Below are 26,939 nucleotides of genomic sequence, written 5' to 3'. Positions count from 1 at the left end.
TTAATATTTATCGGCGATTTTTATCATATATCGACAATCGTGCCATAAAAAAATTGCCGGAATTAATCCGGCAATTTTTAATTACTTACGTAACTCCGCACCAAATTTCTCTTCTACCGTTGTTAATACACGGTTATGTGCTTCTGTTACTTCTTCGTCTGTTAACGTACGTTCTGCATCGAAGTAAGTCATAGAGAATGCAAGTGATTTCTTGCCTTCTTCCATTTTTTCACCTTCGTATAAGTCGAATAATGTTACGTCTTTCAGAAGTTCCCCACCAGCTTCAGCAATAACTTGCTTCATTTCGCCAGCTTTTGTTTCTTTCGTTACGACAACAGCCATATCACGCGTCATAGATGGGAAACGTGGAATTGCTGCGTAGTAAGTTTCTTCTGCGTCTGCACCGAATACTTTTACAAGAGATAGTTCAAATACAAATGTATTTTTCACATCTAATTGTTTTTCTGCTTCTGGATGCAATTGACCGATGAAACCAATTACTTCGCCATCTAATACGATGTCAGCTGTACGACCTGGGTGCATACCTTCACGTTTTGCTGGTGCATAAGTGATTTGGTTTGCAACGCCAAGTACGTCAAATAATCCTTCTAGTACACCTTTCACAACGAAGAAGTCTACTACTTTTTTCTCACCTTGCCATGCATGGTGAAGAGCAAGACCTGTCATAACACCTGCAAGATGTTGTTCTTCTTTCGGAAGTTCTCCTGCTTCTGTTGGTAAGAAGATAGAACCTACTTCGTATAAAGCAACGCTATCGTTTTTACGTGCAACGTTGTATGAAACTGCTTCTAACAATTGTGGTACTAGACTTAAACGAAGTTGGCTGCGCTCTTCACTCATTGGAAGTGCAAGATTTACAGGCGCCTTTTCGTTTGGCTCAACCATATATTGTTTCGCTTTGTCAGCACTTGTTAATGAATACGTGATTGCTTCATATAAACCAGCACCTTCTAAGAAGCGACGTACTTTACGACGTTTCGTTTGTGCTGCTGTTAATTTACCACGAGTCATCGTTCCAGAAGGTAATGTAACTGGAATGTGGTCATAACCGTATAGACGGCCTACTTCTTCTACTAAGTCTTCTGAAATTGTAATATCAGGACGACGTGCTGGTACATTCACATGGAATGTTCCTTCTACTTCTGTGAATGGGAACTTCAAGTTTGTGAACATTGTACCCATTTCGCTTGCAGAAATATTTGTACCTAATACACGGTTTACTTTTTCAGCAGTAACAGATACTGTACGCTCTTGTACTTGTAAGTGATCAGCTTCTACTACACCTTCAAGTGCTTCTCCGCCAGCGTATTTCGCCATTAAAGCAGCTGCATGTTGAATTGCTTCAAATGTACGTGTTGGATCGATTCCTTTTTCAAAACGTGCACTTGATTCACTGCGAAGACCTAAGTCTTTTGATGTACGGCGCACTGTTTGACCTGCAAAGTATGCAGATTCAATTAGAACGTTTACTGTCTCATTTGTAACTTCAGAATCTGCTCCGCCCATTACACCAGCAACAGCTAAAGCTTTTGTGCCGTTTGTAATTACAAGGTGGTGCTCTTGTAATGTACGTTCTTGATCATCTAACGTTTCAAGTTTTTCGCCTTCTTTTGCTAGACGAACAACGATTTCTTTTGAACCTAATTTATCGTAATCGAATGCATGTAATGGTTGACCGTATTCCATTAAAATGTAGTTTGTAATATCAACTACGTTGCTAATTGGACGAATGCCAGCTGCCATAAGGCGCGTTTGCATCCACATTGGTGATGGACCAATCTTTACGTTCTTTACCATTTTTGCAATATATAATGGATTTTCTTCTTTCGCTTCTACACTTACAGAAATGTAATCAGCAGTTTTTTCTGCTGTTTCTTGTAAGTTGATAGCTGGAAGTTTTACTTCACGGCCGTAAATAGCAGCGACTTCATATGCAACACCTAACATGTTTAAGCAATCTGCACGGTTTGGTGTTAAACCAAGCTCAAGTACTTCATCATGTAAGTTTAAAATTTCAAGTGCATCTGCACCAACTTCAGCGTCACTTGGGAAGATGAAGATACCGTCTGCGTATTCTTTCGCAACTAGTTTTCCATCAATACCAAGCTCTTGAAGAGCACAAACCATACCGTGAGAAGCTTCACCACGTAGTTTTGCTTTTTTAATTTTGAAGTTGCCAGGAAGTACAGCTCCAACTTTTGCAACTGGTACTTTTAAACCTTTTGCAATGTTAGCAGCTCCACAAATAATTTGAACTGGCTCTTCTTCACCGATATCGATTAAGCATTTGCTTAATTTATCAGCTTCTGGGTGTTTTTCACATTCTAATACGTGACCAACTACAACACCTTTTACACCTTTATTTAATACTTCAACACCTTCTACTTCAATACCACTTTTCGTGATTTTATCTGCTAGTTCTTGTGCTGTTACATCTTTAATATCTACATACTCTTGTAACCAACGATATGATACGAACATACTTATCCTCTCCTTCCCTTACGCTCGTTTGAATTGTTGTAAGAAACGTACATCATTTGTATAGAAATGACGAATGTCATCTACGCCGTATTTCAACATTGCGATACGCTCTGCGCCCATACCGAATGCGAAACCTTGATATTCTTTTGAATCATAACCAGCCATTTCAAGTACGTTCGGGTGAACCATACCTGCGCCTAAAATTTCGATCCAGCCAGTTCCTTTACAAGTGCCGCAACCTTTGCCGTGACACATCATACAAGAAATATCCATCTCTACAGATGGCTCTGTGAATGGGAAGAAACTTGGACGAAGACGGATTTCACGATCTTCACCGAACATCTTTTTCACGAATACTTGCAATGTGCCTTTTAAGTCACTCATGCGAATGTTTTTATCAATTACAAGACCTTCAATTTGCATGAACTGGTGTGAATGCGTCGCATCATCGTCATCGCGGCGATACACTTTACCAGGACAAATAATTTTGATAGGGCCTTTTTCTTTATTATTTTCCATTGTACGTGCTTGCACAGAAGATGTATGTGTACGTAGTAACGTCTCTTCTGTAATGTAGAATGTATCTTGCATATCACGCGCTGGGTGATCTTTCGGTAAGTTTAATGCTTCGAAGTTGTAGTAGTCTTTTTCTACTTCTGTTCCTTCAGCTACTTCATAACCCATACCGATGAATACATCTTCAATTTGTTCAACAACAGCTGTTAAAGGATGGTGACAACCTGTTTCAACAGGACGACCTGGTAGTGTAACATCAATTGTTTCAGTAGCTAACTTCGCTTCAATTACTGCTTTTTCTAAGTTACCAATTTTGTCGTCTAAACGCGTTTGAATCGCTTCACGTACTTCATTTACTAATGCTCCCATACGTGGACGCTCTTCTGCTGATAATTTTCCCATGCCGCGTAATACTTCTGTAATTGGACCTTTTTTCCCTAAATACGCTACGCGTACGTCGTTTAAGCCCTTTAGCTCTTTCGCTTCTTCAATAAGCTCTAACGCTTTTTGCTTTAGCTCTTTTAAACGTGCTTCCATTTGGAACCCTCCTAATTTTAAAAATAAAAAAACCTCGCTCCCAAAAAGGGACGAGGTAAATTCGCGGTACCACCCTAAATTGACAGAACAAGTCTGCCCACTCATTAGTTATAACGATCAATTCTGACCGGAACGCCTTTACATATACATGGTCCTGGCGTCAACTCCAGAGGTGAATTCACTTCCGTCTACCATAAGAATGCTTTCAGTCTAAGGCATTCTCTCCCTATATGGCGATTTTGTAAGTTACTCTTCTCTATCAACGTTTTTCGTTATTTAACTTTTAATATAATATACTTCAACTTATTATAAGAAGTTTTTTATTTGTTCGCAACCGGGCTTTGTAAATAATACGTTAAAATCCCTGCTGCAACCGCAACATTTAATGATTCTGCCCCGCCGTAAATCGGAATATACAAGTTTTGATCCGTTTTTGCAAGAATTTCTTGGCTTACGCCGCTTCCTTCATTTCCTACAATCAATGCAAAACTACCAGCTGGTGTTACTTCACCATACGGAACTCCATTTTCAAGAGCTGTTCCATATACAGGAACGTTGTTTTCTTTTAACTTGTCTACCCATTCTTCTAAGTTACCTTTTACAACTGGTAAATGGAAAATAGAACCTTGTGTAGAACGAAGCACTTTACTATTATATGCATCAACGCATCCTTCTCCAAGCACAACGGCATGAATACCAGCTGCATCAGCTGTACGAATAATTGTCCCTAAGTTACCTGGGTCTTGAAGTCCATCTAATAAAAGAAACTTTCCATCTGCAAGAGCTACTTCACTCTCGTGTTTCTCACAAACAGCAAACACACCTTGCGTCGTTTCTGTTTCACGAAGTATTTTTACGATTGCTTCAGGTACGATATACATTTCTACATCATTAACTGTCCAATCTTTCGGAAGATCTGTCTGATCAGAAACGATAAGTTCTGTTACAACTCCTGCCTTTAAAGCTTCCTCGACTAAGTGGAATCCTTCTACAAAAAATAAACCTTTTTTATCGCGCTCTTTTTTCGTCTGCAGTTTTTTCCACTGCTTCACACGTGGATTTTGTACTGAATCAATGTTTTTCATAATATGTATTTCCCTCTCTTCTTGTCTTATCATTATAGCCTATTTTTCATACATATTTACATAAAAAAGAACAAAAACTAACGTCAGTTTCAATTCTGAAGAAGAGGTGAAGGCAATGAGTTTTAATTTACGTGGTGCTGTATTAGCAAATGTATCTGGAAATTCACAAGACCAATTACAAGAAACGATTGTCGATGCAATTCAAAGCGGTGAAGAAAAAATGCTTCCAGGTCTTGGTGTTTTATTCGAAGTCATTTGGAAAAACGCTGATGAAAATGAAAAGCACGAAATGTTAGAAACGCTAGAGCAAGGATTAAAAAAATAAACAATTTGAAAATCACCTTCGCATAAGCCAAGGTGATTTTTTTTACGAAAAAAAATTTCCCTTCTCCTAAACATTTCTACTTTACTAACGCTACCCGGATGGAGTACAATGTTCAAAATACATTTAAACCGATCGATTTTCTTCACAGACACCATTAGATAAAAGGAGTGAATGTTTTATGCATCGTATTACGCTTGAACAAATTTTTAAACACCATATTACACAAAAATACGTAAATCGTTCTGGGATGGTCCACGCGATTGCTGTCGCTTACCATGCGTTTCACTTAGCTAAAAAGCATCACGCCTCAGTCGATGCTGCGACAAAAGCCGGTTTCCTTCATGATATCGGACATCATACTTGGTACACAGGCGGCGAATGGGACTATGACTTATATAAAAAGAATGATATCCATGCAATTAAAGGCGCTGAAAGAGCTCATAAGTTATTAATCCGATTAGGCGAACATCCGAAGCAAGCCAAAGAAATTTCTGTTGCAATTCTATTGCATACCGATTCTTTCCTAGTAGAACAATCAATTGAAAGAACACCTCTACAAAACATTATTAAGTGGGCAGATGAAGCAGACGAAGAACCAGGCGGCGCACACCACTATCGAACTATCTCTTATGAAAAAGCACTAAAAGCAATTCAGCAGTTAGATCGATTGGTAGAGCGTGAATTACAAATTCAGCAATCAAAATCGAATAACAAAGCAGAACATAGTTATCAATGAGAAAGAGGCATCACTATAGGGTGATACCTCTTTTATTATTTTATGGAAAATACACCTTTATATGTAATATTTAAATATTACATATAAAAACAAAATACTTTATAATTAAATATAAAGAGGTGATTTTATAAATGCAACCCGCTACACAACTTTCTAATGAACAGAAATACTCTATGTCATGGGGACAATTTATTAGCTCCGTTTTATTCGCTTTTTTCGGAACCGGACTTATTACTGTGTTCCTCGCAATGCCCTTAACAATTTATACAGCAGGTCTTACAGATAAAAAACAAATTGCCCTGTATGAATCTATTGCAAATACTGCAAGTATCGTATTACAACTAGCCGTGTTGTTATTCTTCATTTTTAAATTCGAACCCGCAAAAAAATTACTACTACAATCATTTAACTTTAAAGCACTTAAAGAATGGCGTACATACGTATACTTACTTCTTTTCTTCGCTATAAACATTATACTCAACTATATCTTGTTAAATTATGTGTTCCAAGACGCAACAAAACAGCAATCTTCCGCACTTAACTTAGACGTTTTTAAGCAGTATCAAATATTATTACTTCTCGGCTTCGCAATACTCACACCAATCTTTGAAGAACTTATTTTCCGTGGCTTTATACTTCGCTTCTTCTCAGAGCGATTTCCATTTTGGATTGCAGCCATCATAACAAGTTTCTTCTTCGGTATCGCTCATACATACTCACTTGGAGTCATGGTAATTACTTTCTTCATGGGATTATTAATGGCTATTTTATGTAAAAAAACAAAATCCATTATTCCGGCTATGTTATTTCATATTATGAATAATATGTTGGCATTTTTGAGTTAAAAAGAGGTATCACACGATACCTCTTTTTACTCTTTTATCACAACTTCAAACTCTTCTTCCGTTAACACTTTTCGATAATTCGTTTTCTTTTCTCCCTCTTCACCTGAAGTTAGGACAGGTGTCAGTATAACTTTCGTTACACTATCCTCTAATTTTTCAAAACGCCAATAACTATTTTTCGATAATGTAAGACCGGAATCCATTTTTAACTCTTTACCGTCTTGATCCTTCCCAATAAATGTTACGTCTATCTTTGTTCCGTTCAACATCTTATAGTTCAACTTCGTAGATATAGGAGACACTTTTAAATCTTCCACTTCTATTTTTTGACCATTTTCTAATTTAAAATGTTTATGGATTGGGATTGTTTTTGTTTCAGCTTTTATTTTATCTCCAGATGCTTTAAAAGAAAATCCCCATTCTCCTTTCCATGTTGATTTCCCATTTTTTAAAACAATATCTCTATATACAACTTGTATATCACATTCTCCACGAATTTCTAGAGGATTCATTTCATCATCTTTTAAATCTACATTTGAGAAAAATGTATACGTATACTCGTTTATTTTTTTGTCTCCGCCACTACCACTGCCATTTAACAGTTTTCCATTTATATAAATATCAAGAATAGGATGGGACTCTTCTAAATTAATACGACTAGACTTAAACGTACTATTAACAATAATCTGCCCTTCATCTATCATCACTTCATCTAATCGCACTTCTACACCGTTATTATAAACTGTTTGTCCTATTGTCGTTGTATATTCTTTTAAAGGTTCTCCTCTACTGTTTACGTAGTCTTCCATTTTACTTCCGATTAACGGTATATCCGCAATCATCCTTCTCATATCTACAGTCATCATCATAATAAATAATGCTGCAGCCGATGTTATAATAGCTACATTCCGTTTCGTATGAGCTTTATTCTTTTTTATTTTTTTACGAATTCGCTTTTTTATTTTCTGTTTCTCTATGTGAGTTAAATGAACTGCTTCATATTCATTCTCATCCATTTTTATATCATTTAACATTTCATAAGGATCTTTCATTTTCTTCACCTCTTTTCTTATTTATTTCATCCGGTTATGTAAAAATAATGACCTTAACTTCTTCCGTCCTCTCGATAGACGATTGTATATAAAAGAAGTTTTCACTCCCATTTTCTCTGCAATACTTTCTACACTATCTTCTTCCACGTAATGCTTCAAAAAGATTTCTTTATCGTTCTTCTTTAAATGATCTAATATATGTTCCATATCATTACTAATTTCATTTTTAGTCGTATCGGTATGCATCGCTATTTCACCTATTTGATCTAACCCTTTTTCATTTATTGCTTTCGCATATTTTCTCGCATAGTCGATAGATTTGTATTTTGTAATAGCCGCGATCCAATTTTTCAAAGTATTTTTCTCTTCATCATACTTTTCAATATGATTCCAAATTGCCAATAACACATCATCCATACATTCCTCTTGTACATCTTGAAACGAAGCTAGATGCTTCTGAATAATACTTTTTATAAGTCCACCGTACCGGTCGATAATAAAGTATAATGCTTTTTCGTTCCTTTTCCTTAGCTGTATTGCAACGTTCTCTTCTGTAATTTTCATATGCACCCTCCTCTCTAACGTTCTCTATATCTATTAATTCGTATCGTTACTTCTCATTTCTATCAAATTATACATATTTATTAATAATATCCAAAATAAACCTCATGTAGTAAAATATAACTTAATTCACATAAAGGAGTTTACATATGTTTAGTATTATTTGGATGCTTTTCACGCCACTTCTCATACTATGCGGGATTGCTGGTGGTATTTTCTTAATAGTAACAGGGATTAAATATCGGAAATTACTCGTTGGTTTAATGGGGCTACTTAGCCTATCCTTTGTCACACTACCTTTTGTTTTTTTAAGTGTAGGGATTCATATCGATACAATCCTCCCTATTTCAACTACTTTATATTGGTGTCTGTTTTCTTTAACGGGATTATTAGCAGGGGTAAGTGGAGTACAAGCAAAAATTAAAAGTATACGTAATATGGGATTCATTATTTTTACCGCTGGAGTATTAGGGGTTATCTTCTGGGAGCTCATGTCTGTAGGTGATTCATTCTATATATAATTTTTTTAGAAACTCATAAATCGGAGGTAATACAGAAGTGTTTGGAATATTAACTTGGATGATTTTAGCTCTTAGTTTGATGTCATGCCAATTCATCGTTGGCATTTTTTTAATTATTGCTGGCATTAAATATCGTAAATCACTTACTATTATAGCTGGTTTAATTAGCATATCGCTTATCTTTGTTCCTATCATTTGTATAGGTTATGGAATAGATTTAGAGGGGATCGTTCCAATTTCGGGAACTTTATATTGGTGTTTCTTCTCTTTAGCTGGACTATTAGCTATTATAAGCGGAAGACAACTATCAAGTATTCGTGCTATGGGAACGATTTTGTTTATAACAGGGCTGTGCTCCGTAACTGGTTATCATTTTTTATATCTAACTGCATAAAAAAGACAAAAAAGCAGGGAAATTAATTCCCTGCTTTTCTATTTGGTTTATTGCCTGATGGTAAGAAGAACGATAACACCCAAGCAATACCCGCAAGTATCGTTGCAATTAAGAATGCATCGTTAATACCGTTAATTGCAGATAGCTTTGAAATTTGTCCATATAATAGTTGTGTACTCATCGCATCTCCTGCTTGCGCTGAACCAGCTAAGGCCGCTAAGCTCTGCCCCATACCGTGTACTTTATCAACTAAAATTGGATTTGACGTCGTTAACATGTTGCCGTAATCTGCTACGTGAGCAGTCGTTTGTTGCGTCATAAGTGTAATTAATATCGCTGTTCCAATTGAACCAGCTACTTGTCTTGACGTATTTTGCGTTGCTGTACCGTGAGAAATTAATTTCATCGGCAGTGCGTTCATACCAGCTGTCATAATTGGCATCATAATGAATGACATACCAATCGAACGTATAATATAATCCATCATAATAACGCTATACGGTGTATCCATTGATAACGTTGTGAATTCATATGTCGCAAATGTTGTAATGGCTAATCCGACAATTGCTAACGGACGAATACCATACTTATCAAATAGTTTACCTGCAATAGGTCCCATGATCCCCATAATTAATGATCCTGGAAGTAATAATAAACCTGATTCTATCGGTGTGAAACCGCGAATGTTTTGCAGATAAACCGGAAGCAATAACATACCTCCGAATAATGCCATCGTAACAATTGCATTAATTACTAAAGTAAAAGTAAATACTGGGTATTTAAACACTTGTAAATCAAGCATTTTATTATCCGTTGTTAACTCTCTCCAAATAAATACTGCAATACCTATCACACCAATGATAAGTGAAATAACAACTTCTGCACTAGTCCAACTATTATTTCCAGCTTCACTAAATCCGTACAATAAGCTTCCTAGTCCAATACTTGAACTAACAACACCGAATACATCTAATTTCGTGTTAGACACTGGCTGAGCTAGTGTAAAGAATTTTAAAGATAGGAACGTAATAATTAAACCGATAATAAACATCGCATAGAACATTAAGTTCCAGCTGTAATTTTCAATTACCCAACCTGTTACAGTCGGTCCGATAGCTGGAGCTAAAATCATTGCTACACCTAGTAATCCCATTGCCGCTCCGCGCTTATGAGGCGGGAATAATGTCATGAAGATATTCATACCAACCGGCATTAAAATACCCGCACCAACCGCTTGAATAACACGGCCCGTCATCATCATCGTAAAGTTTCCGGAAGTAGCACAAATGATAGATCCTACCGTGAAGAATAACATTGCTGCCACGAATAATTTACGATACGTAAATCTTGAAACTAAAAAGGCACTAATCGGTACTAAAATACCATTTACAAGCATGAAACCTGTAATTAACCATTGTGCTGTTGAAGTTGATACGTTAAATTCATTCATTAACGGAGGCAATGCAACATTAATGATTGTTTGGTTTAAAATAGAAACGAACATGCCGAGAATTAATACTGTTACAACTGCTTTTACATTTACATTCTCTATAGGCATAGACGTTTGTTTTTTCGGCATTTCTTTTTCTTGTTTTACTTCTTCTTGCTTGCCTGTTTCTAATTCAACTACATTAGAAATTTTCGATTCTTGCTCTCGTTCAATTTCTTTCTCTTCTGTTTCTACCTTACTTACTTCTATTTTATTTACGGCTGGGACTTGTTCTTCTCCCACGTTCGTTTTTTTCTTTCGTAAAAGACGATTTACAAGGAAGAAGACGATTATACAAAATAGTGCATATCCTACAATTGCAATTGAGGACATCTCATCTCCCCCTTACTTATGAATACGAACTGACACATTCATTCCAGGAACAATATTTACTGATTTACTATGATCTAAAGAAATTTTAACTGGTACTACTTGTGTTACTTTCGTATAGTTCGCTGTTGCGTTGCTTGATGGTAACATAGAGAATGTGTTCGCTGTTGTTAATCCAACTTGCTCTACTTTTCCTGATAACGTTGTATCTGGGTATGCGTCTACATATACATCTACATCTTGACCTTTTTGTACATCGTCAACATCTGTTTCTTCAATGTTTGCTGTTACCCATAAATTGTTCATATCAAATGCGTAAGCAATTGGGCTACCTGCTCCAACGAAAGCATTTGTCGTCGCGTTTGATTGTACAACTGTTGCATTTTGCGGAATTGTTACATCTACTGTTTGTTCTCCATTTGCTGCCGCTACAGTCACAGCACCTAATTTATCGTTCTCATTGTAGTTCTTACCTACTTCAGCTTTCCAGTCAGTTAATTTACCTGCTACTGGTGATGCAATCGGAATTACCTTTCCATCAATTTTTGCATTGTCTGTTTTTAAGTAATTTTCCGCTTGATTGTAATAGTAATAACCGCCAATACCGCCGCCAACTAGTACAATTAATGTGATAATGTTAATAATCACCATTCTTCGAAACTGATTCATTGCATTCCTCTCCTTATATCGCATATAATTTTTTTCTAAACTATTTACGTCCTTATTGTTTAGACTGTTTAATTGTTAATTATATTAACCTTTAAACAAAAAAATCACACCATTTACAGCGTAAACGAGAATATGTCTACCTGCGAGCGGTGCTGATTTCTGAAGGACTATCGTTTATAATTATAAATAATTATTTTGAAACTACAACCGACAATTTCCGTATGAAATGTCGCTTAAACAACAATATAATACCATCGTGTTGTTTAAGTATAAAAAATTAAACGAGGAGAAGTAACAATGTCTATTAAAAATACAAACGATCCACGTGTAAAGCGGACGAGACAACTCATACAGGATGCTTTTGTCGCTTTAGTAGGCGAAAAGGGCTTTGAAAATGTAACTGTTCAACATATCGCAGAACGCGCTCCTGTAAATCGTGCTACGTTTTATAGCCATTACCATGATAAATATGACTTATTAGACAAAAGCATTGAAGAAATGTTAGAGAAGCTAACAGAAGTTATTAAACCAAAAAATAGAAATAAAGAAGAGTTTCAACTTACATTTGATTCACCAAACCCAACCTTTCTAGCCTTATTCGAACATATTGCAGAAAATGCGAACTTCTATAACGTTATGCTTGGCGATAAAGCTGCTGGAAACTACTCTTATAAAATGATGAAAACAATACAAACTCATTTAACATTAAGCTTGTCTATTTCACAACCAGATGATAAAGATCTTATGGTTCCTCGTGATATTTTAATTAGCTATGTGACAGGAGCTCATATCGGAATGATTATGTCATGGTTAAAAAGAGGAATGATATATACCCCGCATTTTATGGCTATGCAATTAACTCGTTTAATTATTTTGGGAGCTCATACTGCCGCAGGATTAGAAAGACCTTTTTAAAACATAAAAAAGCGAAGGAGAATATCCTTCGCTTTTTCTATTAATTAAATGTAATGTTATGTACAGCCTCTCTATCAAGACGTTTAATAACTTCTACAATTAGCTTCACTGCATTTTCATAGTCATCACGGTGTAACATTGCCGCATGAGAATGAATGTAGCGCGTTGCAATCGTAATTGCCATAGACGGAATACCATTTACAGCAATATGAATTGCACCTGCATCCGTTCCACCGCCCGCTACTGAATCATATTGATACGGAATTTGTAATTCGTCAGCAACATCAACTACAAAGTCACGTAAACCTGTATGTCCAATAACAGAAGCATCGTATAAAATGATCTGTGGTCCATCGCCCATTTTACTTTGCGCTTCTTTTGCCGTTACACCTGGCGTATCTCCAGCGATACCAACATCTACCGCAAACGCGATATCTGGTTTAATATAATTCGCGGATGTTTTCGCGCCACGAAGGCCAACTTCTTCTTGTACAGTCCCTACGCCGTATACAACGTTTGGATGCTTTTCATCTTTTAATTGTTTTAATACGTCAATTGCAATTGCACAACCGATTCGGTTATCCCATGCTTTTGCAAGTAACATTTTTTCATTTTTCATCACTTGGAATTCAAAGTAAGGTACAACTTGATCTCCTGGTCGTACGCCCCACTCCATTGCCTCTTCTTGACTAGAAGCACCAATATCGATGAACATGTCTTTAATATCAACTGGCTTTTTACGCGCTTCTGGAGGTAAAATGTGCGGTGGTTTTGAACCAATTACACCTGTTACATCTCCTTTACGCGTTACAATTGTCACGCGCTGCGCAAGCATAACTTGTGACCACCAGCCACCAACTGTTTGGAAACGAAGGAAACCTTTGTCATCAATTTGCGTAATCATAAAGCCAACTTCATCTAAATGACCTGCAACCATAATTTTCGGGCCGTTTTCTTCCCCTACTTTTTTCGCAACTAAACTTCCTAAATTATCAGTAGAAAGTTCGTCCGCAAACGGCTCAATATATTTCTTCATTACTTCGCGAGGTTCACGTTCGTTACCCGCAATACCACGTGCATCTGTTAATTCTTTTAGCATTGTCAATGTCGCGTCTAATTTTCCCATTGCCAACACCCTCCTTTTTCTTCAGTCACTTCATTATACAAAATGAAATTGAAATATTCAAAAATTAAATTAGTATCCTTGTGTTTGACGCTGATGATTTACTTCGTTTTTATCTAAATACGCCTTTTCAATCTCTTCTTGTTCAAACTCAAGTGCTTGTCCAAGTCGAAGGTAGCTTGTAAATAATTCAATATAGTTCGTAATAGATGGTTGATCTGTAAAACGAATCACTTTCGCATATGTGTCTAAGAAAATTTCTACTTGTGTTTTATTCGTTTGTGCACATTTATAGAATAGGAAGTTTTTATCAATACCTAAATCAATTCCGATTGATAAAATAAAATGCAAACCATCTACGTATTCTTCTAATATCACTTCACGTTCTGATGCTGGTTTGTTGCTCCAATATTTAAAACAACGTGTTTCATTTGCAAGTTCTCCAATTTCTACAAGAAGAGCTAACATTTTTTCTTTTAACAACTTTTTCGTTTGTAAGTCATGTTCTTTCGCAATACGGTCATCTAATTCTTTTTGTAATTTAAATAGTTGTAGTAAGTCCATTCTATTGTCCTCCTCCAACATCGCATTTTACGCAACAATGTTGTTTCATCTCAAAGTTCATTATTATTTTTCGTTTCTTATTAATAAGTCAGCCATTTACCTCTTTACAAAATAGCTTGTCCTTAATTTACAAATACGTTTCAATCATCACTATTAGATTTTTCACTCCGATTGGTGGTAGTTAATCATTATACGTGGATTGCCCACTAATAAAAATATTATTTTATCTGATGAAAGTCCCATATCATCTTTCCATTATAGCAGTGTCGTTTCAGGTAGGAAAGATACTCTTCTTTCCAAAGAGGTAGAATTAAAAAAAGCCAGGAGGATTCTCCTGGCTTCATATGTATATTCTTCTATATTGCTATAGCTTTTATATTGATTTTGTCATATCGATAACGACATATCTCTCTTTGTATACAAACAAAAAACCTTAGAAGAAAAATCTTCTAAGGTTTTAACTAATTAATTAGTTAATGTTGTTTTTTGCAACTGTTGCTAATTCAGCGAAAGCTTTTTCGTCATGAACAGCTAAGTCAGCAAGCATCTTGCGGTTAACTTCGATGCCAGCATTTTTAAGACCGTGCATTAAGCGGCTGTAAGAAAGACCATTCATACGAGCTGCTGCGTTGATACGTGTAATCCATAATTTACGGAAGTCACGTTTCTTTTGACGGCGGTCACGGAATGCATACATTAGAGATTTCATAACCTGTTGGTTAGCAACCTTGAATAATGTATTTTTTGAACCGTAGTAACCTTTTGCTAATTTAATTACTTTTTTACGACGTTGACGAGTAACTGTACCACCTTTTACTCTTGGCATAATATTACCTCCTAATTGTTCTATATATCAGCCGAACTTATTTTAAGTTGTCAAGCATTTGACGAATGCGTTTGAAGTCACCAGCGCTTACTACACCAGCTTTACGTAGTTTACGTTTAGCTTTTGTAGATTTGTTAGCGAATAAATGGCTTGTGTAAGCGTGAGAACGTTTCAGTTTACCTGATCCAGTCTTTTTGAAACGCTTTGCAGCGCCGCGATGAGTTTTTTGTTTAGGCATAGGTATTTCCTCCTCTATCTATTACTTATCGTTTTTCGGTGCTAAAACTAAGAACATACTGCGTCCTTCCATTTTAGGCTTAGATTCGATTGTACTAACTTCAGCACAAGCTTCTGAGAAGCGATCTAAAACACGTTGACCGATTTCTTTATGAGTAATGGCACGTCCTTTAAAGCGAATTGACGCTTTAACCTTGTCGCCTTTCTCTAAAAACTTGATAGCATTACGAAGTTTTGTGTTAAAGTCGTGTTCATCAATTGTTGGACTTAAACGAACTTCTTTCATGCTAATTACTTTTTGATTTTTGCGCTGTTCTTTTTCTTTCTTCTGTTGCTCAAAGCGGAATTTACCGTAGTCCATAATGCGGCATACTGGCGGTTTCGCATTTGGAGCAACTAATACTAAATCAAGATTAAGATTTGCAGCTAAGTCTAAAGCGTCATTACGAGACTTGATTCCAAGTTGATCGCCATTTGCACCAACTAAACGTACTTCACGTGCACGAATTTGCTCGTTAATCATCATATCCTTGCTAATAGTAAGCCACCTCCAAGGTTTTCTCAGAACATATTTTGTAGTCATAGAACCCGACAAAAAAAGTGCGGGCATACGACACCCACACTTGTAAAATCTTAAGTAAGAAATACATTTACCTGTAAACTGCGAATGCGTCCATCAGGTGAGAAGCGGGTGCTTCTACTTGTTCCACAAAACAATATTCTATTATCCTTGATGAGTTTATCATAGGACATGACGTCTGTCAAGAAGACGCGATGTGTTTTACTAACAACAAGAAATATTGTAACAAACAACTAACATACTTGCAATACTTTTTTATGATAAGTGTTACATGGTTATTTTTTCTAATTTTTCTCATTTATATTACATAGAAAAGCCGCGGTATACCGCGGCAATTTCTTATCGTTTTCCTTCTACTTTAATCATATCAACAAAAGCATCTAATGCGATTGTTTCTGATTTTTGTTCACCGTATTTACGTACGTTTACGCCGTTTTCAGTTACTTCATTGTCACCTACTACAAGCATATACGGAATTTTTTGCATTTGTGCTTCACGGATTTTGTAACCGATCTTCTCTTCACGAGTATCTAATTCAACACGGATACCAGCACGGCGTAATTCATCTTGTACTTTCTTCGCATAGTCTAAATGTACTTGCGGAGAAACTGGAATTACTTGTGCTTGAACTGGAGCTAACCAAGTTGGGAATGCACCTTTGTATTCTTCAATTAAGAAGGCTACGAAACGTTCCATAGTTGATACAACACCACGGTGAATTACAACTGGACGATGTTGTTTACCGTCTTCACCAACGTAAGCTAATTCAAAGCGTTCTGGAAGTAAGAAATCTAATTGTACAGTTGAAAGTGTTTCGTCTTTTCCAAGAGCAGTACGAACTTGAACGTCAAGTTTTGGACCGTAGAATGCCGCTTCACCTTCAGCTTCATAGTAATCAAGACCCATTTCATCCATAGCTTCTTTTAACATACCTTGTGCTTTTTCCCACATCTCGTCATCAGCATAGTACTTTTTAGTATCCGCTGGGTCACGATAAGATAGACGGAATGAATAGTTCTCTAAACCGAAATCTTTGTACACTTCTAGAGTTAAGTTTACAACACGTTTTAACTCTTCTTTAATTTGATCCGGGCGAACGAAAATGTGCGCATCGTTTAAAGTCATTCCGCGTACACGTTGTAATCCAGATAACGCACCTGACATTTCATAGCGGTGCATTGTTCCAAGTTCCGCAATACGGATTGGTAATTCACGGTAGCTGTGAATATCGTTTTTATAAACCATCATGTGGTGAGGGCAGTTCATTGGACGAAGAACTAACTCTTCATTATCCATTTCCATTGATGGGAACATACCATCACGGTAGTGATTCCAGTGACCAGAAGTTTCGTAAAGCTCTCTGCTTCCTAGTACTGGAGTGTATACGTGATCATAGCCTAAGCTCGCTTCTTTATCAACGATGTAACGCTCGATAATACGACGGATTGTTGCACCTTTTGGTAACCAAAGTGGTAAACCTTGTCCTACTTTTTGGCTATTAGTAAATAGTTTTAATTCTTTACCTAATTTACGGTGATCGCGCTCTTTCGCTTCTTCAAGCATACGTAAGTGCTCATCTAATTCTGCTTTCTTAACGAATGCAGTACCGTAAATACGTTGTAGCATTTTATTATTACTATCACCGCGCCAGTAAGCACCTGCAACGCTTAATAATTTAAATACTTTGATTTTCCCTGTAGATGGAAGGTGAACACCACGGCAAAGGTCGAAGAATTCGCCTTGCTCATAGATTGAAATAACTGCATCTTCTGGAAGATCGTTAATTAAATCTAATTTTAACTCATCGCCGATTTCTTCAAAGCGACGAAGTGCTTCTGCACGTGGTACTTCATGACGAACGATTTCTAAGTTCTCGTTCACGATTTTTTGCATTTCTTTTTCGATTTTCTTGAAGTCTTCAACTGTAATTGCTTCTTCCATATCAATATCATAGTAGAAGCCATTTTCGATTACTGGACCAATGCCAAGCTCAAGCTTAGCATCTTTATATAAACGTTTTAACGCTTGTGCTAAAAGGTGGGCTGTTGAATGGCGTAAAATGTATAAGCCATCTTCAGAATCTAATGTAATAATAGAAACTGCACCATCTTCTTCGATTGGTGTAACAAGATCAATCATCTCATCGTTTAATTTTCCAGCCACAGCTTTTTTCTTTAAGCCTGGGCTAATAGAAGCTGCGATTTCTTCAGTTGTTACGCCTTTTGGAAACTCCTTCACAGCTCCATCAGGGAAAGTAATTTTAACTACATCTGCCATCACTGGTCACTCCTCTTTTTTTCAAAATAAAAAACACTCATCCCGTAAAAAGGGACGAGTGTTGAATTCGTGGTTCCACCCTTGTTCCAATTAACCTTGTTGTTAATTGCTCAAGTTCAACATAACGGTGTTGTCCGTTAGCAATTACTTGAAAAAACGTTCACTGCTAAAGTTTAGAGGTGGTAAGTAATAATCCCGTACTAGGAAGCTCACACCCTAAGGCTTCCCTCTCTGAAAATCGTAGAAAACTACTCATGTCCTCATCATGACATTTCAATATATTTCATTTATGTAGGTAATTATATGCTCAAAAACTTAGAAAATCAAGGGCGTTACCTTTATTTTTTAAATTTTTCACATTGCGCTCAAACTCATGTAATCCATGTAATTGTACCCGTTCTTGAAATACATTTCGCAAAGTAATAATCATATTATGGTCTTGTTCTTTCGTATATAAATAAATTTTTTTCGGCGAAATAGAGAGAAGTGGTGCAATTACTTTCGTATCAATATATACATCCTTTTGTTTTAATAATTCCTCATCTATATATTGGACCAATTTCTCCTGTTTTAAACGTCTACCTTTATCATCATAGAAAATAAAACTTTCATCAAAAATAAGATGCACACAGGACAAACGTGATTTTCGGCTGCGCACTTGTTGCCTTAGCGTCTCAATAAACATTTGATATTCTTGTTCCAACTTATACTCATCAATCGACACTTCAGCAAGCTTAGCTACCATTTCCCTATATGTACGAAGGCGAAAACGAACATATGATGAAAACGAGAACGAAAGCGGATCACAAAGCCAGTTATTTAAAGAGGTTTTAATATATGATTCAAATGTATGACGTGTTAATTCTCGAGCAATCCCTTTTCTTCTTCCCTTTAAAATCTCATGTGCCATATGCAATATTTGATGACACTCTTCCTCTTCTTCATAAAAAAACTTCTCTTTTAAGATCGTATAAATCCACTCGTTTTGCTTTACATTCACAATGAAATATACCATTACCGGCAATAAAATCTTTTCAATATAATTCGATTCACATACTGGTATATGAATTACAATCTTCTGTTCCTGTAAATACACACTTGTTTCCTTATATAACAGTTCCGCTCTTTTCAGTAGTTGTCTATATACATGCGTAGCATCATTTTTTTCTTCGAAGCAAATTTCAATCACTTTTGTCCCCCCTTTTATCCCTGCTCTAAAGGATTGTATCTATACGTTACAAATCCTATAAGAGTCCGTTCCGCGTGAAGTTCACTCTTAGTAGAATTACATTTCTTAGCGTTAGAAAATCCACTCGATATGGCTTGCTAATTTTATATATATTAAGGGAGAGAGAAAAAAATGATACAAGCTACAATGAATTTTCTATAAGAACTTTTCGTTTTGCAATTCACCTAGTCTGAAAAGTGTTCAAAACGAAAAAAAGAGCAAGCTTCTCAGCTTGCCCTTTACTTATGACGTCGGTTTTTCCCGCCAATTGTAATTGGCTTCGCTAAATATTTAATTCGTTCCATAATACGCGCTGCTTTCATTTGTTCTGCTTCACCACGCTGTGTATACGTTAAATGATGTTCCAATTCCTTAAAATCAAAGTTAGAAGTAAAGAACGTCGGTAAGTTTTCTAACATACGGAATTGCAAAATTGCGCCAAGCACATCATCACGTACAAAGCTTGACATCGCTTCAGCTCCAATATCATCTAACATTAAAACTTGTACGCGTTTTACCGCATCAATCTTTTCCCCAATCGAATTATCTTGAATCGAACTTTTAATTTCACGTAGAAATTCAGGGAAGTATACGAGCATCGAACTTATTTTCTTTCGAGCAAGCTCATTCGCAATTGCTCCTAACAGATACGTTTTCCCTACACCAAATTTACCGTACAAATATAAACCTTGTACTTTTTTACCAGGTTCATATGTACTTAAAAATTCATTAGCTGCGCCAATTGCCTCAATACGGGCATCTAAATCTGAAGGATCTAAGTTTTCCATCGTTGCCTGTAAAATGTCAGTTGGCATATATACACTTTGAACGAGTTTTTCATATTTCTTTCTCTCGTCATATGCTACTTTTCTAACGCAACGATCGTATTGAATATCAATCATCTTCCCTTGGATAACGAGCTTCGGCTCATATCCTTGCAGCATGTTTTTACACGAACCTAGATCCGGACAATCTACGCAACCTACACTTTGCCCAATATATTCGTATAATTTCACAAGACTGCGCTCAATCATAGAAGTTGTTACTTCACCTTTATGCTCGTCTATAAATTCTTTCACACGCGGATGTGCCATTACTTCCGCCTTTAATACTTCATATCTATTTTTAAAATTTTCATTTTCCATTAACTTTGCAAATGAATTTTGAATATGCTCCATTTTCTCACCTCAAAGAGCGTTCATTCTCTTCTATTAATCACGCTTATATTTTTTTAACACTTCTTCTAGCCGTTTTCGTTCATCATCTAACGTACTTACATCTTTTTTCTTACTTATATCTTTCTTCACTGTTTCTTTCTCTTGTTCTTTCGGCTCTTCTTTCAGCCAATCTGGTACCATTTCTTGTCGTACCGTTTTCTTCGACGTACGACCTTTTTTCTTCGTCTCAGCCCACTCTTGATATTGACGATTCTCTTCTTTCGCTAATGCCATTGCTTCCGCTACTGTACCTACCTTTTTACGTGCCCAATGCCCAGCAATCTTCTCCACATACGTTTTCGCAAGTTTCATATCCGAACGTAGCATAACGTAATAAATAAGTACATTCACAACACCTGGCGCTAACTTTTGATTAATCATCACATCTTCAACGATTTGCAAGTCAGCCTTTGTCGCCTCTGCCCCACCAGAGATTTCTTTCAATAGTTGTTTTGGTGAGATTTCCTCTAGCTGCTTTATTAACATCTCTTCTTGCGTAGAAGGCTCTTTCTCTTTCATCATACGTGCAGCGTGAGGCTGTACTCTTTCACTTAATACAGGTAACGCTTGACCGTTTTCAAACTGATACCAATCACGCGCTCCTTTTCTAAGCCTTTCGATATCAATTGTCTGCATTTCTGTCACTGCACCAAGAACGATATTTTGCATTGATAACACATCTACATCATACACGTAGGCAAGTGTAATGACACATTCTCGCACTTGATCTGTAATCGCCTTTTTAGGGACAAGAGCGGACAAGCCATCTACAAATAAGGAGAAATCAAAGAAATCATTCCAAACTTTCGGAGCGTCTCCCTTCTCGCGACTTGGCATAGCTGTCGTTTTTGGAATACGAAGATCTTCTTGCGCATGCTCAAGCTGCCCTGGATTAAACGAACCGAACACATCATTGAAAGAACGCGTAACATTCTCATAAGAAGCAAAATCAAATTCTTCTTCTAAGAAATATTGCTTTACTTGATTATATTTTGTCCGACTCAATCGATTGTATAAAAAGATACTTAACACAATATCATCAAAAAACTGCTTCGGAGATAAAGGTGGTTGCAATTCGTATATAAACATTCGAATATCTTTTTCTTTCTTAATATATATCTTCAAAAGTCCAATTGCCTCTAACTTTACTCGTTCCTCATATATTTCGGGAAGCTGCATTTGCATGGTCACCATAAGGGAATGATGTGTATTCTCTTTTCCAAACACACGGTCTTGCTCTAACTCTCCCCATAGCGTCATGTACAAGCTAAAAGCTCTACTACCTATTAATGGCTGATACAACATCGTTAACACTTTTCGGTCGTAATTATGCAGTAACCCTTTCGCACTTACTTTATAACGATCAATCGGCAATAGCTCCATCCATGACTGTTTTTCCATTCTTGCTTTTCCTTTCTCTCATCCAATCTATCCTCTACTTCATTCGTTCTATCTTCATTATATAATTTCTTAGCGAAAAAGAGCTATTAGCTTTCGCTTCTAGCTCTCTTATCTCATTACTTACCGTATGTAAAGAGAATAAAATCCAGCTTCTACTCTCTTTCTTTTTGCAGTATATCTTTTAATTCTTCAATAAATACATTTAAATCTTTAAATTGGCGATATACAGAAGCAAAACGCACGTAAGCAACATCGTCGATATCACGCAGTTCTTCCATAACAATTTCACCAATCATATCACTTTTCACTTCTGATATACCTAAATTACGAAGTTCACGTTCCACACTTTGAGTTACTTCTTCTAATTGTCTTAAAGATACTGGTCTTTTTTCACATGCTTTAATTAAACCACGTAAAATCTTTTCTTTATTAAACTCTTCACGTGTGCCTTCTTTTTTTACAACGATAAGAGGTGACTCTTCTACTCTTTCAAATGTCGTAAAGCGGCTTAAACAGCTTTCACACTCTCTCCTTCTTCGAATAGAGCGCCCCTCGTCTACCGGACGCGAATCTAACACTCTTGTACCATTATGAGAACAGGATGGACAACGCAATATATTCACTCCTTTACACTATACTCTTTATTTTTTCTCTACTTACTTCATCTGACAATATATATACATTATTATATAACTCATTCTAACTCTCTTACCACTTTAAGTTTAAGCACATTATTTCATCCTCTCGTTTTCAAAAACAAGACAATAGATCGGATGCTAACTTATTCGTAAGAGCTCCATTTATATAACTAACGAGCACGTTATATTTTCCCTTTTTTATAAACTAAAAAAGAGGTGCATTATACACCTCTTTACATTTTAAATCAATTATGTTCTTTTTTAAAGAGCTTTTGTTTCTCTCTGCTTAATTTCGAAGCTACCAGTGCCTCGAGGAAGCTCGATGCTCTCACGCGTTTTCGCGTTTAAACCTTCTGCAATATATTCTGCAGCAACATTTGGATCAATACGATCCCCACAAGTATAAACATCAATACTTGCGTAACCGTGCTCCGGAAAGCTATGAATTGTTAAATGTGATTCCGAGATAATTACTACTCCACTTACACCTTGTGGTGCAAATTTATGGAAAGCAACCTCACGCACTTCAGCACCAGCTCTTAGTGCTGCATCCACAAATAATTGTTCAATATACGGCATGTCATTAAGCTTGTCGAAATCGCAATCCCAAAGTTCAGCAATCACGTGACGACCCATCGTATCCATAGTATCCATTCTACAGTTCCCCCTTGTAAATTTATTCTAACTGTTCGAATTGAAAACTAATTTGCAATTTGGCTTGCTCCACTACCACGGGGGAAAGTTAGTCCAGAGAGGTCCTAACCCTTTAAGTAGTGACTACGTACCTCAGCTCTTAAGTTTACGAGTGTTAGTATACTTTGTTTATTTTCATTTTGCAACAACAGTTTTTTCGATTTTCTGTCATATTTTCCTCTTTACTTTTCCCTAAAAAAAATAAATGATTCACAAATACAGTAATCACAACGTTTCGTGGTATGTCCACTTCCGAAAATATACTTATATAATTTTTTTCCTTTTCAGAAAAAAATAAAAAAAAGAGGGCAAATATTCACTTGCCCTCTCCGTTATTTACTTAAATATGTTGCACATTTTTTTGCTTCGCTAATTCGTCAACAACTAACGTTACAAGATCTACAACACGACGAGAGTAGCCCCACTCGTTATCATACCAAGCAAGTACTTTCACTTTACGATCACCCATTACCATTGTAGATAAACCGTCAATAATAGCTGAGTGTGTATTTGTATTAAAGTCAATCGATACTAAAGGCTCTTCACTGAATTCTACAATGCCTTTTAGCGCACCGTTTGCAACAGTTTTAAATGCTTCATTAATAGCTTCAACTGTCACATCACGTTTTACATCTACTACTAAGTCAACAAGAGACACGTTTGGCGTTGGTACACGAAGTGCCATACCATGAAGTTTTCCGTTTAAGTGCGGAAGAACTTTTGCTAGCGCTTTCGCAGCACCCGTCGTTGTCGGAATGATCGATTGTCCGCAAGCACGTGCTCTTCTTAAATCTTTATGTGGGTTATCAATATTTTTTTGGTCATTTGTATAAGCGTGAACTGTCGTCATTAAACCGTTTTCAATTCCAAACTGCTCATCTAACACCTTAACAACAGGTGCTAAACAGTTTGTTGTACAAGATGCATTTGAAATAACAGTATGTTTTGTAATATCTAATTGGTCTTCGTTCACACCAACTACAATTGTTACATCTTCATTTTTACCAGGCGCTGTTAAAATAACTTTTTTCGCTCCAGCTTCAACATGAAGAATTGCTTTTTCTTTTGAATTAAATTTACCAGTTGCTTCAATTACAACTTCAACACCTAGATCTGTCCAAGGCAATTCCTTTGGATCGCGGTTGTTTAAAAGGCGAATCATTTTCCCATCAACTAATAAGTGATCTTCAAATGCTTCTACTGTTCCGTCAAACTTGCCGTGAACTGTATCATATTTAATTAAATGTGCTAACGTTTCAGATGGATAGCTTGCATTGATTGCTACAATTTCGAATGCGCTTTCTTTTATTGCCTGACGAAATACCATTCTCCCAATACGTCCAAATCCATTAATTGCCACACGAGTCATAATATGTTATCCCCCTTGAATGCGTTATACTATTTATCTCCAATCCCAATAATAGTATAACACAAAAAGGGGATATGTCACTAAGCATTTTCATTAATTTCACAATTTTTTAGTCAATAATGTTCCAATTCTTTAAAATCACCTGCAATTGTGTTTTCGTTCCCATAATTGTGCCATCATTATTTATCACTTCATCTGCATTCTTCACTTTTTCTTCTAACGGCATTTGAGATTGAATACGAGCTGTTGCTTCTTCTTCTGAAAAATTATTTCGCTTCATTAAACGTTCTAATTGCGTATGCGGCTTAACTGCTACAACTAAAACGCGGTCAACGAGACTTGTTAGTTTACTTTCAAATAAGAGAGGGATATCTAACACAACCGCTTGCACACCTTCTTTTATGTACATTTCCTTTTGCCTATTCATTTCCTCACGCACTGCAGGATGAACTATTTTATTTAACTGCAATCGTTTTTCTTCATTATAGAAAACGACACTTCCTAATTTTGGACGATCCAGTTCTCCATCTTCTTGCAATACTTCCGTTCCAAACACTTCTACTATTTTGTTATATGCTGGTTTTCCTCGTTCTACAACTTCCCTTGCAATAATATCCGCATCAATAACCGGTATACTTAACTCACGAAACATTTCTGATACCGTACTTTTCCCGCTTGCAATGCCTCCCGTTAATCCAATTACTACTGTCATCATATAATCCTCCTCATAATAAAAGGCGCGAAACTAATGTTCCACGCCCGTACTTACATTTTCCAAATTCCAATAATAATGAGTAATACCCCAGGCAGGAATGTAAATTTTTGCAACCATTTCATATTTGATAAAACCGTTCCAAGTTTCATTCCAATAAATAAAAACAAAGAACTCATCACTGCAACTAATATCGCCATCATAGCAGGTGCATACCCTAATAAAGACGCACCAATTCCAGCACCGAATGAATCTACAGAAAGAGCGATACCAAGAAGCAATGCTTCTCCTGCAGAAATGGTGCCTGATTTATCGAAATCTGCTACAGTCGGTTTCCGTAAAATTTGAATTACTAACCCAAGCGAGGCAATCTCTAATTTCCAGACCTTCTCCTCTTGCTTCGGTTCTTCTTTTTTCTCACTTCGAAAAAATTGGTATAATACCCAAATTCCTATTCCAATAAGAACAAGCCCACCGATACGCGTTGCGATAACAGGTGAAAATATTTTTGCGATCATATGTCCAATTCCCATTGAAACAAGCATAACAGCCGCTGAACACATTCCGATAATTATAATTGATCTTAGTGGAATTCTTACACTTCTTAAACCATATGTTAGCCCTACACTACAGCTATCTAAGCTTAATGTAAAAGCTAATAAAATAAGAGATAAATAAAGGTACATCGGTAAGCTCCTCCCTTATACATAGCTCTGCTGTATGTATATGACAAATGCCTATCCGATGTTATCTCTTTTCTATATTCTTGGCTGACAAATCGGGCAGTAATGTGTTCCTCTTCCGCCAACAACTGTTTTTTCTAATATCGTACCGCAAGTCACACACGGTTCTCCTTTTTTTCCGTATACATTTAGAAGTTCCTGGAACGAACCAATTTGCCCTTGCGAGTTAATATACGTTCGAATTGTACTTCCCCCACGCTTCACTGCTTCGCCTAACGTTGTAACAGTCGCCTCATAAATTCGTTCAATTTCTTCTGTTGTCAAAGACGACGCTTCTCGTTCCGGATGAATTTGTGAACGGAATAAAACTTCATCTACATATATATTTCCAAGCCCCACTAAAAGACGTTGGTCTAATAATACGACTTTTATTTTGCGATTTGTTTTTTGCAATCTCTCCTGTAAATACTGTGGTGTCAATTCAGCATCAAATGGCTCCGGACCTAAGTCAGCAAGAGGCATTTGATTCAACTCTTCACCTTTTTTAAAGAGATGCATCGTCCCAAACTTTCTCACATCTTTATAATGTAATTCCGTTCCATCTGTAAATAAGAAACGGACGTGCGTATGCTTATCAATTGGCTCATCCTCTTGATGCAGTAAAAACTTACCTTCCATACGCAAATGTGAAACAATAACATAATTCGTTACATATAAAAGCAAAAACTTTCCTCTTCGCTTTATATTTTCAATCTTCTCGCCTCTAAGCATTTCTTTAAAGATTTCTGCATCATCCGGTCGTTTTACTATTTTTGGATATGTAACAATAACATCTTCAATTGTTTTTCCTGTTACAAGATTTTCAAGTGTCCGTCTGACGTTTTCAACCTCTGGTAATTCAGGCATTTCATCAC

Annotated in this window: 28 protein-coding genes and 3 other annotated features; of the genes, 6 read left to right on the top strand and 22 right to left on the bottom strand. The window is 36.5% G+C overall.

Annotated features, from left to right (window positions below; genetic code table 11):
- Positions 1–81: 81 nt before the first annotated feature.
- The 3 genes from pheT to FS742_RS10710 form a co-directional block, all read right to left on the bottom strand.
- The gene (gene pheT / locus FS742_RS10720; RefSeq protein WP_144612296.1) at positions 82–2,502 is read right to left on the bottom strand and encodes a phenylalanine--tRNA ligase subunit beta; all 2,421 of its coding nucleotides are present in this window, start codon (positions 2,500–2,502) and stop codon (positions 82–84) included.
- Between the two features lie 18 nt (positions 2,503–2,520).
- A complete protein-coding gene (gene pheS, locus FS742_RS10715; protein WP_000388217.1) occupies positions 2,521–3,555 on the bottom strand; it encodes a phenylalanine--tRNA ligase subunit alpha in 1,035 nt (344 codons plus the stop codon).
- A 43-nt stretch (positions 3,556–3,598) separates the two neighbouring features.
- Positions 3,599–3,827, bottom strand: a binding site (T-box leader).
- Between the two features lie 48 nt (positions 3,828–3,875).
- Positions 3,876–4,673: a TrmH family RNA methyltransferase gene (locus FS742_RS10710; protein ID WP_144612295.1), complete on the bottom strand. Its 798-nt coding sequence runs from the start codon at positions 4,671–4,673 to the stop codon at positions 3,876–3,878.
- A gap of 82 nt (positions 4,674–4,755) precedes the next feature.
- Between FS742_RS10710 and sspI the strand changes: the two genes are divergently transcribed.
- The 3 genes from sspI to FS742_RS10695 all read left to right on the top strand — a co-directional run bounded on the left by sspI (position 4,756) and on the right by FS742_RS10695 (position 6,546).
- Complete coding sequence (gene sspI, locus FS742_RS10705; protein WP_000009509.1) at positions 4,756–4,965, top strand: small acid-soluble spore protein SspI; 210 nt, start codon at positions 4,756–4,758, stop codon at positions 4,963–4,965.
- Positions 4,966–5,143: 178 nt separating this feature from the next.
- Positions 5,144–5,701, top strand: a complete 558-nt coding sequence (locus FS742_RS10700; RefSeq protein WP_144612294.1) for an HD domain-containing protein — start codon at positions 5,144–5,146, stop codon at positions 5,699–5,701.
- Positions 5,702–5,832: 131 nt separating this feature from the next.
- Positions 5,833–6,546 carry a CPBP family intramembrane glutamic endopeptidase gene (locus FS742_RS10695; protein WP_144612293.1) on the top strand — a complete coding sequence of 238 codons (714 nt, stop codon included), beginning with the start codon at positions 5,833–5,835 and terminating at the stop codon, positions 6,544–6,546.
- Between the two features lie 26 nt (positions 6,547–6,572).
- On the opposite strand, the gene FS742_RS10690 is transcribed toward FS742_RS10695, so the two are convergent.
- Positions 6,573–7,598: a DUF4179 domain-containing protein gene (locus tag FS742_RS10690; protein WP_144612292.1), complete on the bottom strand. Its 1,026-nt coding sequence runs from the start codon at positions 7,596–7,598 to the stop codon at positions 6,573–6,575.
- A 21-nt stretch (positions 7,599–7,619) separates the two neighbouring features.
- Positions 7,620–8,162 carry a sigma-70 family RNA polymerase sigma factor gene (locus FS742_RS10685; RefSeq protein ID WP_144612291.1) on the bottom strand — a complete coding sequence of 181 codons (543 nt, stop codon included), beginning with the start codon at positions 8,160–8,162 and terminating at the stop codon, positions 7,620–7,622.
- Between the two features lie 146 nt (positions 8,163–8,308).
- Here FS742_RS10685 and FS742_RS10680 point away from each other — a divergent pair, with 146 nt between their 5' ends.
- Positions 8,309–8,680, top strand: a complete 372-nt coding sequence (locus FS742_RS10680) for a DNA-binding protein (protein WP_144612290.1) — start codon at positions 8,309–8,311, stop codon at positions 8,678–8,680.
- A 37-nt stretch (positions 8,681–8,717) separates the two neighbouring features.
- A complete protein-coding gene (locus tag FS742_RS10675) occupies positions 8,718–9,074 on the top strand; it encodes an ammonia permease (protein ID WP_144612289.1) in 357 nt (118 codons plus the stop codon).
- A 22-nt stretch (positions 9,075–9,096) separates the two neighbouring features.
- Here FS742_RS10675 and FS742_RS10670 read toward each other — a convergent pair whose 3' ends face one another.
- Positions 9,097–10,896 (bottom strand): DHA2 family efflux MFS transporter permease subunit, encoded by a 1,800-nt coding sequence (locus FS742_RS10670; RefSeq protein WP_144612288.1) that lies wholly within the window; start codon positions 10,894–10,896, stop codon positions 9,097–9,099.
- 12 nt (positions 10,897–10,908) lie between these two features.
- Positions 10,909–11,562 (bottom strand): HlyD family secretion protein, encoded by a 654-nt coding sequence (locus FS742_RS10665; RefSeq protein ID WP_048531600.1) that lies wholly within the window; start codon positions 11,560–11,562, stop codon positions 10,909–10,911.
- Positions 11,563–11,859: 297 nt separating this feature from the next.
- Here FS742_RS10665 and FS742_RS10660 point away from each other — a divergent pair, with 297 nt between their 5' ends.
- The gene (locus FS742_RS10660; protein WP_000023671.1) at positions 11,860–12,477 is read left to right on the top strand and encodes a TetR/AcrR family transcriptional regulator; all 618 of its coding nucleotides are present in this window, start codon (positions 11,860–11,862) and stop codon (positions 12,475–12,477) included.
- 40 nt (positions 12,478–12,517) lie between these two features.
- Here FS742_RS10660 and FS742_RS10655 read toward each other — a convergent pair whose 3' ends face one another.
- From FS742_RS10655 to mutM, 15 genes are all read right to left on the bottom strand, one after another.
- Entirely contained in the window at positions 12,518–13,603 is a 1,086-nt protein-coding gene (locus tag FS742_RS10655) for a M42 family metallopeptidase (RefSeq protein WP_144612287.1), read from the bottom strand.
- 69 nt (positions 13,604–13,672) lie between these two features.
- The gene (locus FS742_RS10650) at positions 13,673–14,164 is read right to left on the bottom strand and encodes a dUTP diphosphatase (RefSeq protein ID WP_144612286.1); all 492 of its coding nucleotides are present in this window, start codon (positions 14,162–14,164) and stop codon (positions 13,673–13,675) included.
- Positions 14,165–14,633: 469 nt separating this feature from the next.
- Positions 14,634–14,990, bottom strand: coding sequence for a 50S ribosomal protein L20 (gene rplT / locus FS742_RS10645; RefSeq protein WP_001138362.1), 357 nt, complete (start codon positions 14,988–14,990; stop codon positions 14,634–14,636).
- Between the two features lie 37 nt (positions 14,991–15,027).
- Entirely contained in the window at positions 15,028–15,228 is a 201-nt protein-coding gene (gene rpmI, locus FS742_RS10640; protein WP_001125945.1) for a 50S ribosomal protein L35, read from the bottom strand.
- Positions 15,229–15,249: 21 nt separating this feature from the next.
- Positions 15,250–15,753 (bottom strand): translation initiation factor IF-3, encoded by a 504-nt coding sequence (gene infC, locus FS742_RS10635; protein ID WP_000973214.1) that lies wholly within the window; start codon positions 15,751–15,753, stop codon positions 15,250–15,252.
- Positions 15,754–15,815: 62 nt separating this feature from the next.
- Positions 15,816–15,936, bottom strand: a sequence feature (ribosomal protein L20 leader region).
- Between the two features lie 210 nt (positions 15,937–16,146).
- Positions 16,147–18,084: a threonine--tRNA ligase gene (gene thrS, locus FS742_RS10630; RefSeq protein ID WP_000786073.1), complete on the bottom strand. Its 1,938-nt coding sequence runs from the start codon at positions 18,082–18,084 to the stop codon at positions 16,147–16,149.
- A 47-nt stretch (positions 18,085–18,131) separates the two neighbouring features.
- Positions 18,132–18,360: a binding site (T-box leader), on the bottom strand.
- 31 nt (positions 18,361–18,391) lie between these two features.
- The gene (gene ytxC, locus FS742_RS10625; RefSeq protein ID WP_144612285.1) at positions 18,392–19,273 is read right to left on the bottom strand and encodes a putative sporulation protein YtxC; all 882 of its coding nucleotides are present in this window, start codon (positions 19,271–19,273) and stop codon (positions 18,392–18,394) included.
- 278 nt (positions 19,274–19,551) lie between these two features.
- Positions 19,552–20,490, bottom strand: coding sequence for a primosomal protein DnaI (gene dnaI / locus FS742_RS10620; protein ID WP_144612284.1), 939 nt, complete (start codon positions 20,488–20,490; stop codon positions 19,552–19,554).
- 33 nt (positions 20,491–20,523) lie between these two features.
- The gene (locus FS742_RS10615; RefSeq protein WP_144612283.1) at positions 20,524–21,930 is read right to left on the bottom strand and encodes a replication initiation and membrane attachment family protein; all 1,407 of its coding nucleotides are present in this window, start codon (positions 21,928–21,930) and stop codon (positions 20,524–20,526) included.
- 152 nt (positions 21,931–22,082) lie between these two features.
- The gene (nrdR, locus tag FS742_RS10610) at positions 22,083–22,544 is read right to left on the bottom strand and encodes a transcriptional regulator NrdR (protein ID WP_001203687.1); all 462 of its coding nucleotides are present in this window, start codon (positions 22,542–22,544) and stop codon (positions 22,083–22,085) included.
- Positions 22,545–22,829: 285 nt separating this feature from the next.
- The gene (speD, locus tag FS742_RS10605) at positions 22,830–23,213 is read right to left on the bottom strand and encodes an adenosylmethionine decarboxylase (protein ID WP_002003660.1); all 384 of its coding nucleotides are present in this window, start codon (positions 23,211–23,213) and stop codon (positions 22,830–22,832) included.
- Positions 23,214–23,601: 388 nt separating this feature from the next.
- The gene (locus FS742_RS10600; RefSeq protein WP_000198978.1) at positions 23,602–24,630 is read right to left on the bottom strand and encodes a glyceraldehyde-3-phosphate dehydrogenase; all 1,029 of its coding nucleotides are present in this window, start codon (positions 24,628–24,630) and stop codon (positions 23,602–23,604) included.
- A gap of 109 nt (positions 24,631–24,739) precedes the next feature.
- Complete coding sequence (gene coaE, locus FS742_RS10595; RefSeq protein WP_144612282.1) at positions 24,740–25,342, bottom strand: dephospho-CoA kinase; 603 nt, start codon at positions 25,340–25,342, stop codon at positions 24,740–24,742.
- 53 nt (positions 25,343–25,395) lie between these two features.
- A complete protein-coding gene (ytaF, locus tag FS742_RS10590; RefSeq protein ID WP_000281740.1) occupies positions 25,396–26,028 on the bottom strand; it encodes a sporulation membrane protein YtaF in 633 nt (210 codons plus the stop codon).
- A gap of 72 nt (positions 26,029–26,100) precedes the next feature.
- The gene (gene mutM, locus FS742_RS10585; protein WP_144612281.1) at positions 26,101–26,931 is read right to left on the bottom strand and encodes a DNA-formamidopyrimidine glycosylase; all 831 of its coding nucleotides are present in this window, start codon (positions 26,929–26,931) and stop codon (positions 26,101–26,103) included.
- Positions 26,932–26,939 lie beyond the last annotated feature (8 nt).

The organism is Bacillus cereus, assembly GCF_007678085.1.
Classification (GTDB): domain Bacteria; phylum Bacillota; class Bacilli; order Bacillales; family Bacillaceae_G; genus Bacillus_A; species Bacillus_A cereus_BE.
This window is presented reverse-complemented; position numbering and strand designations above follow the sequence as displayed.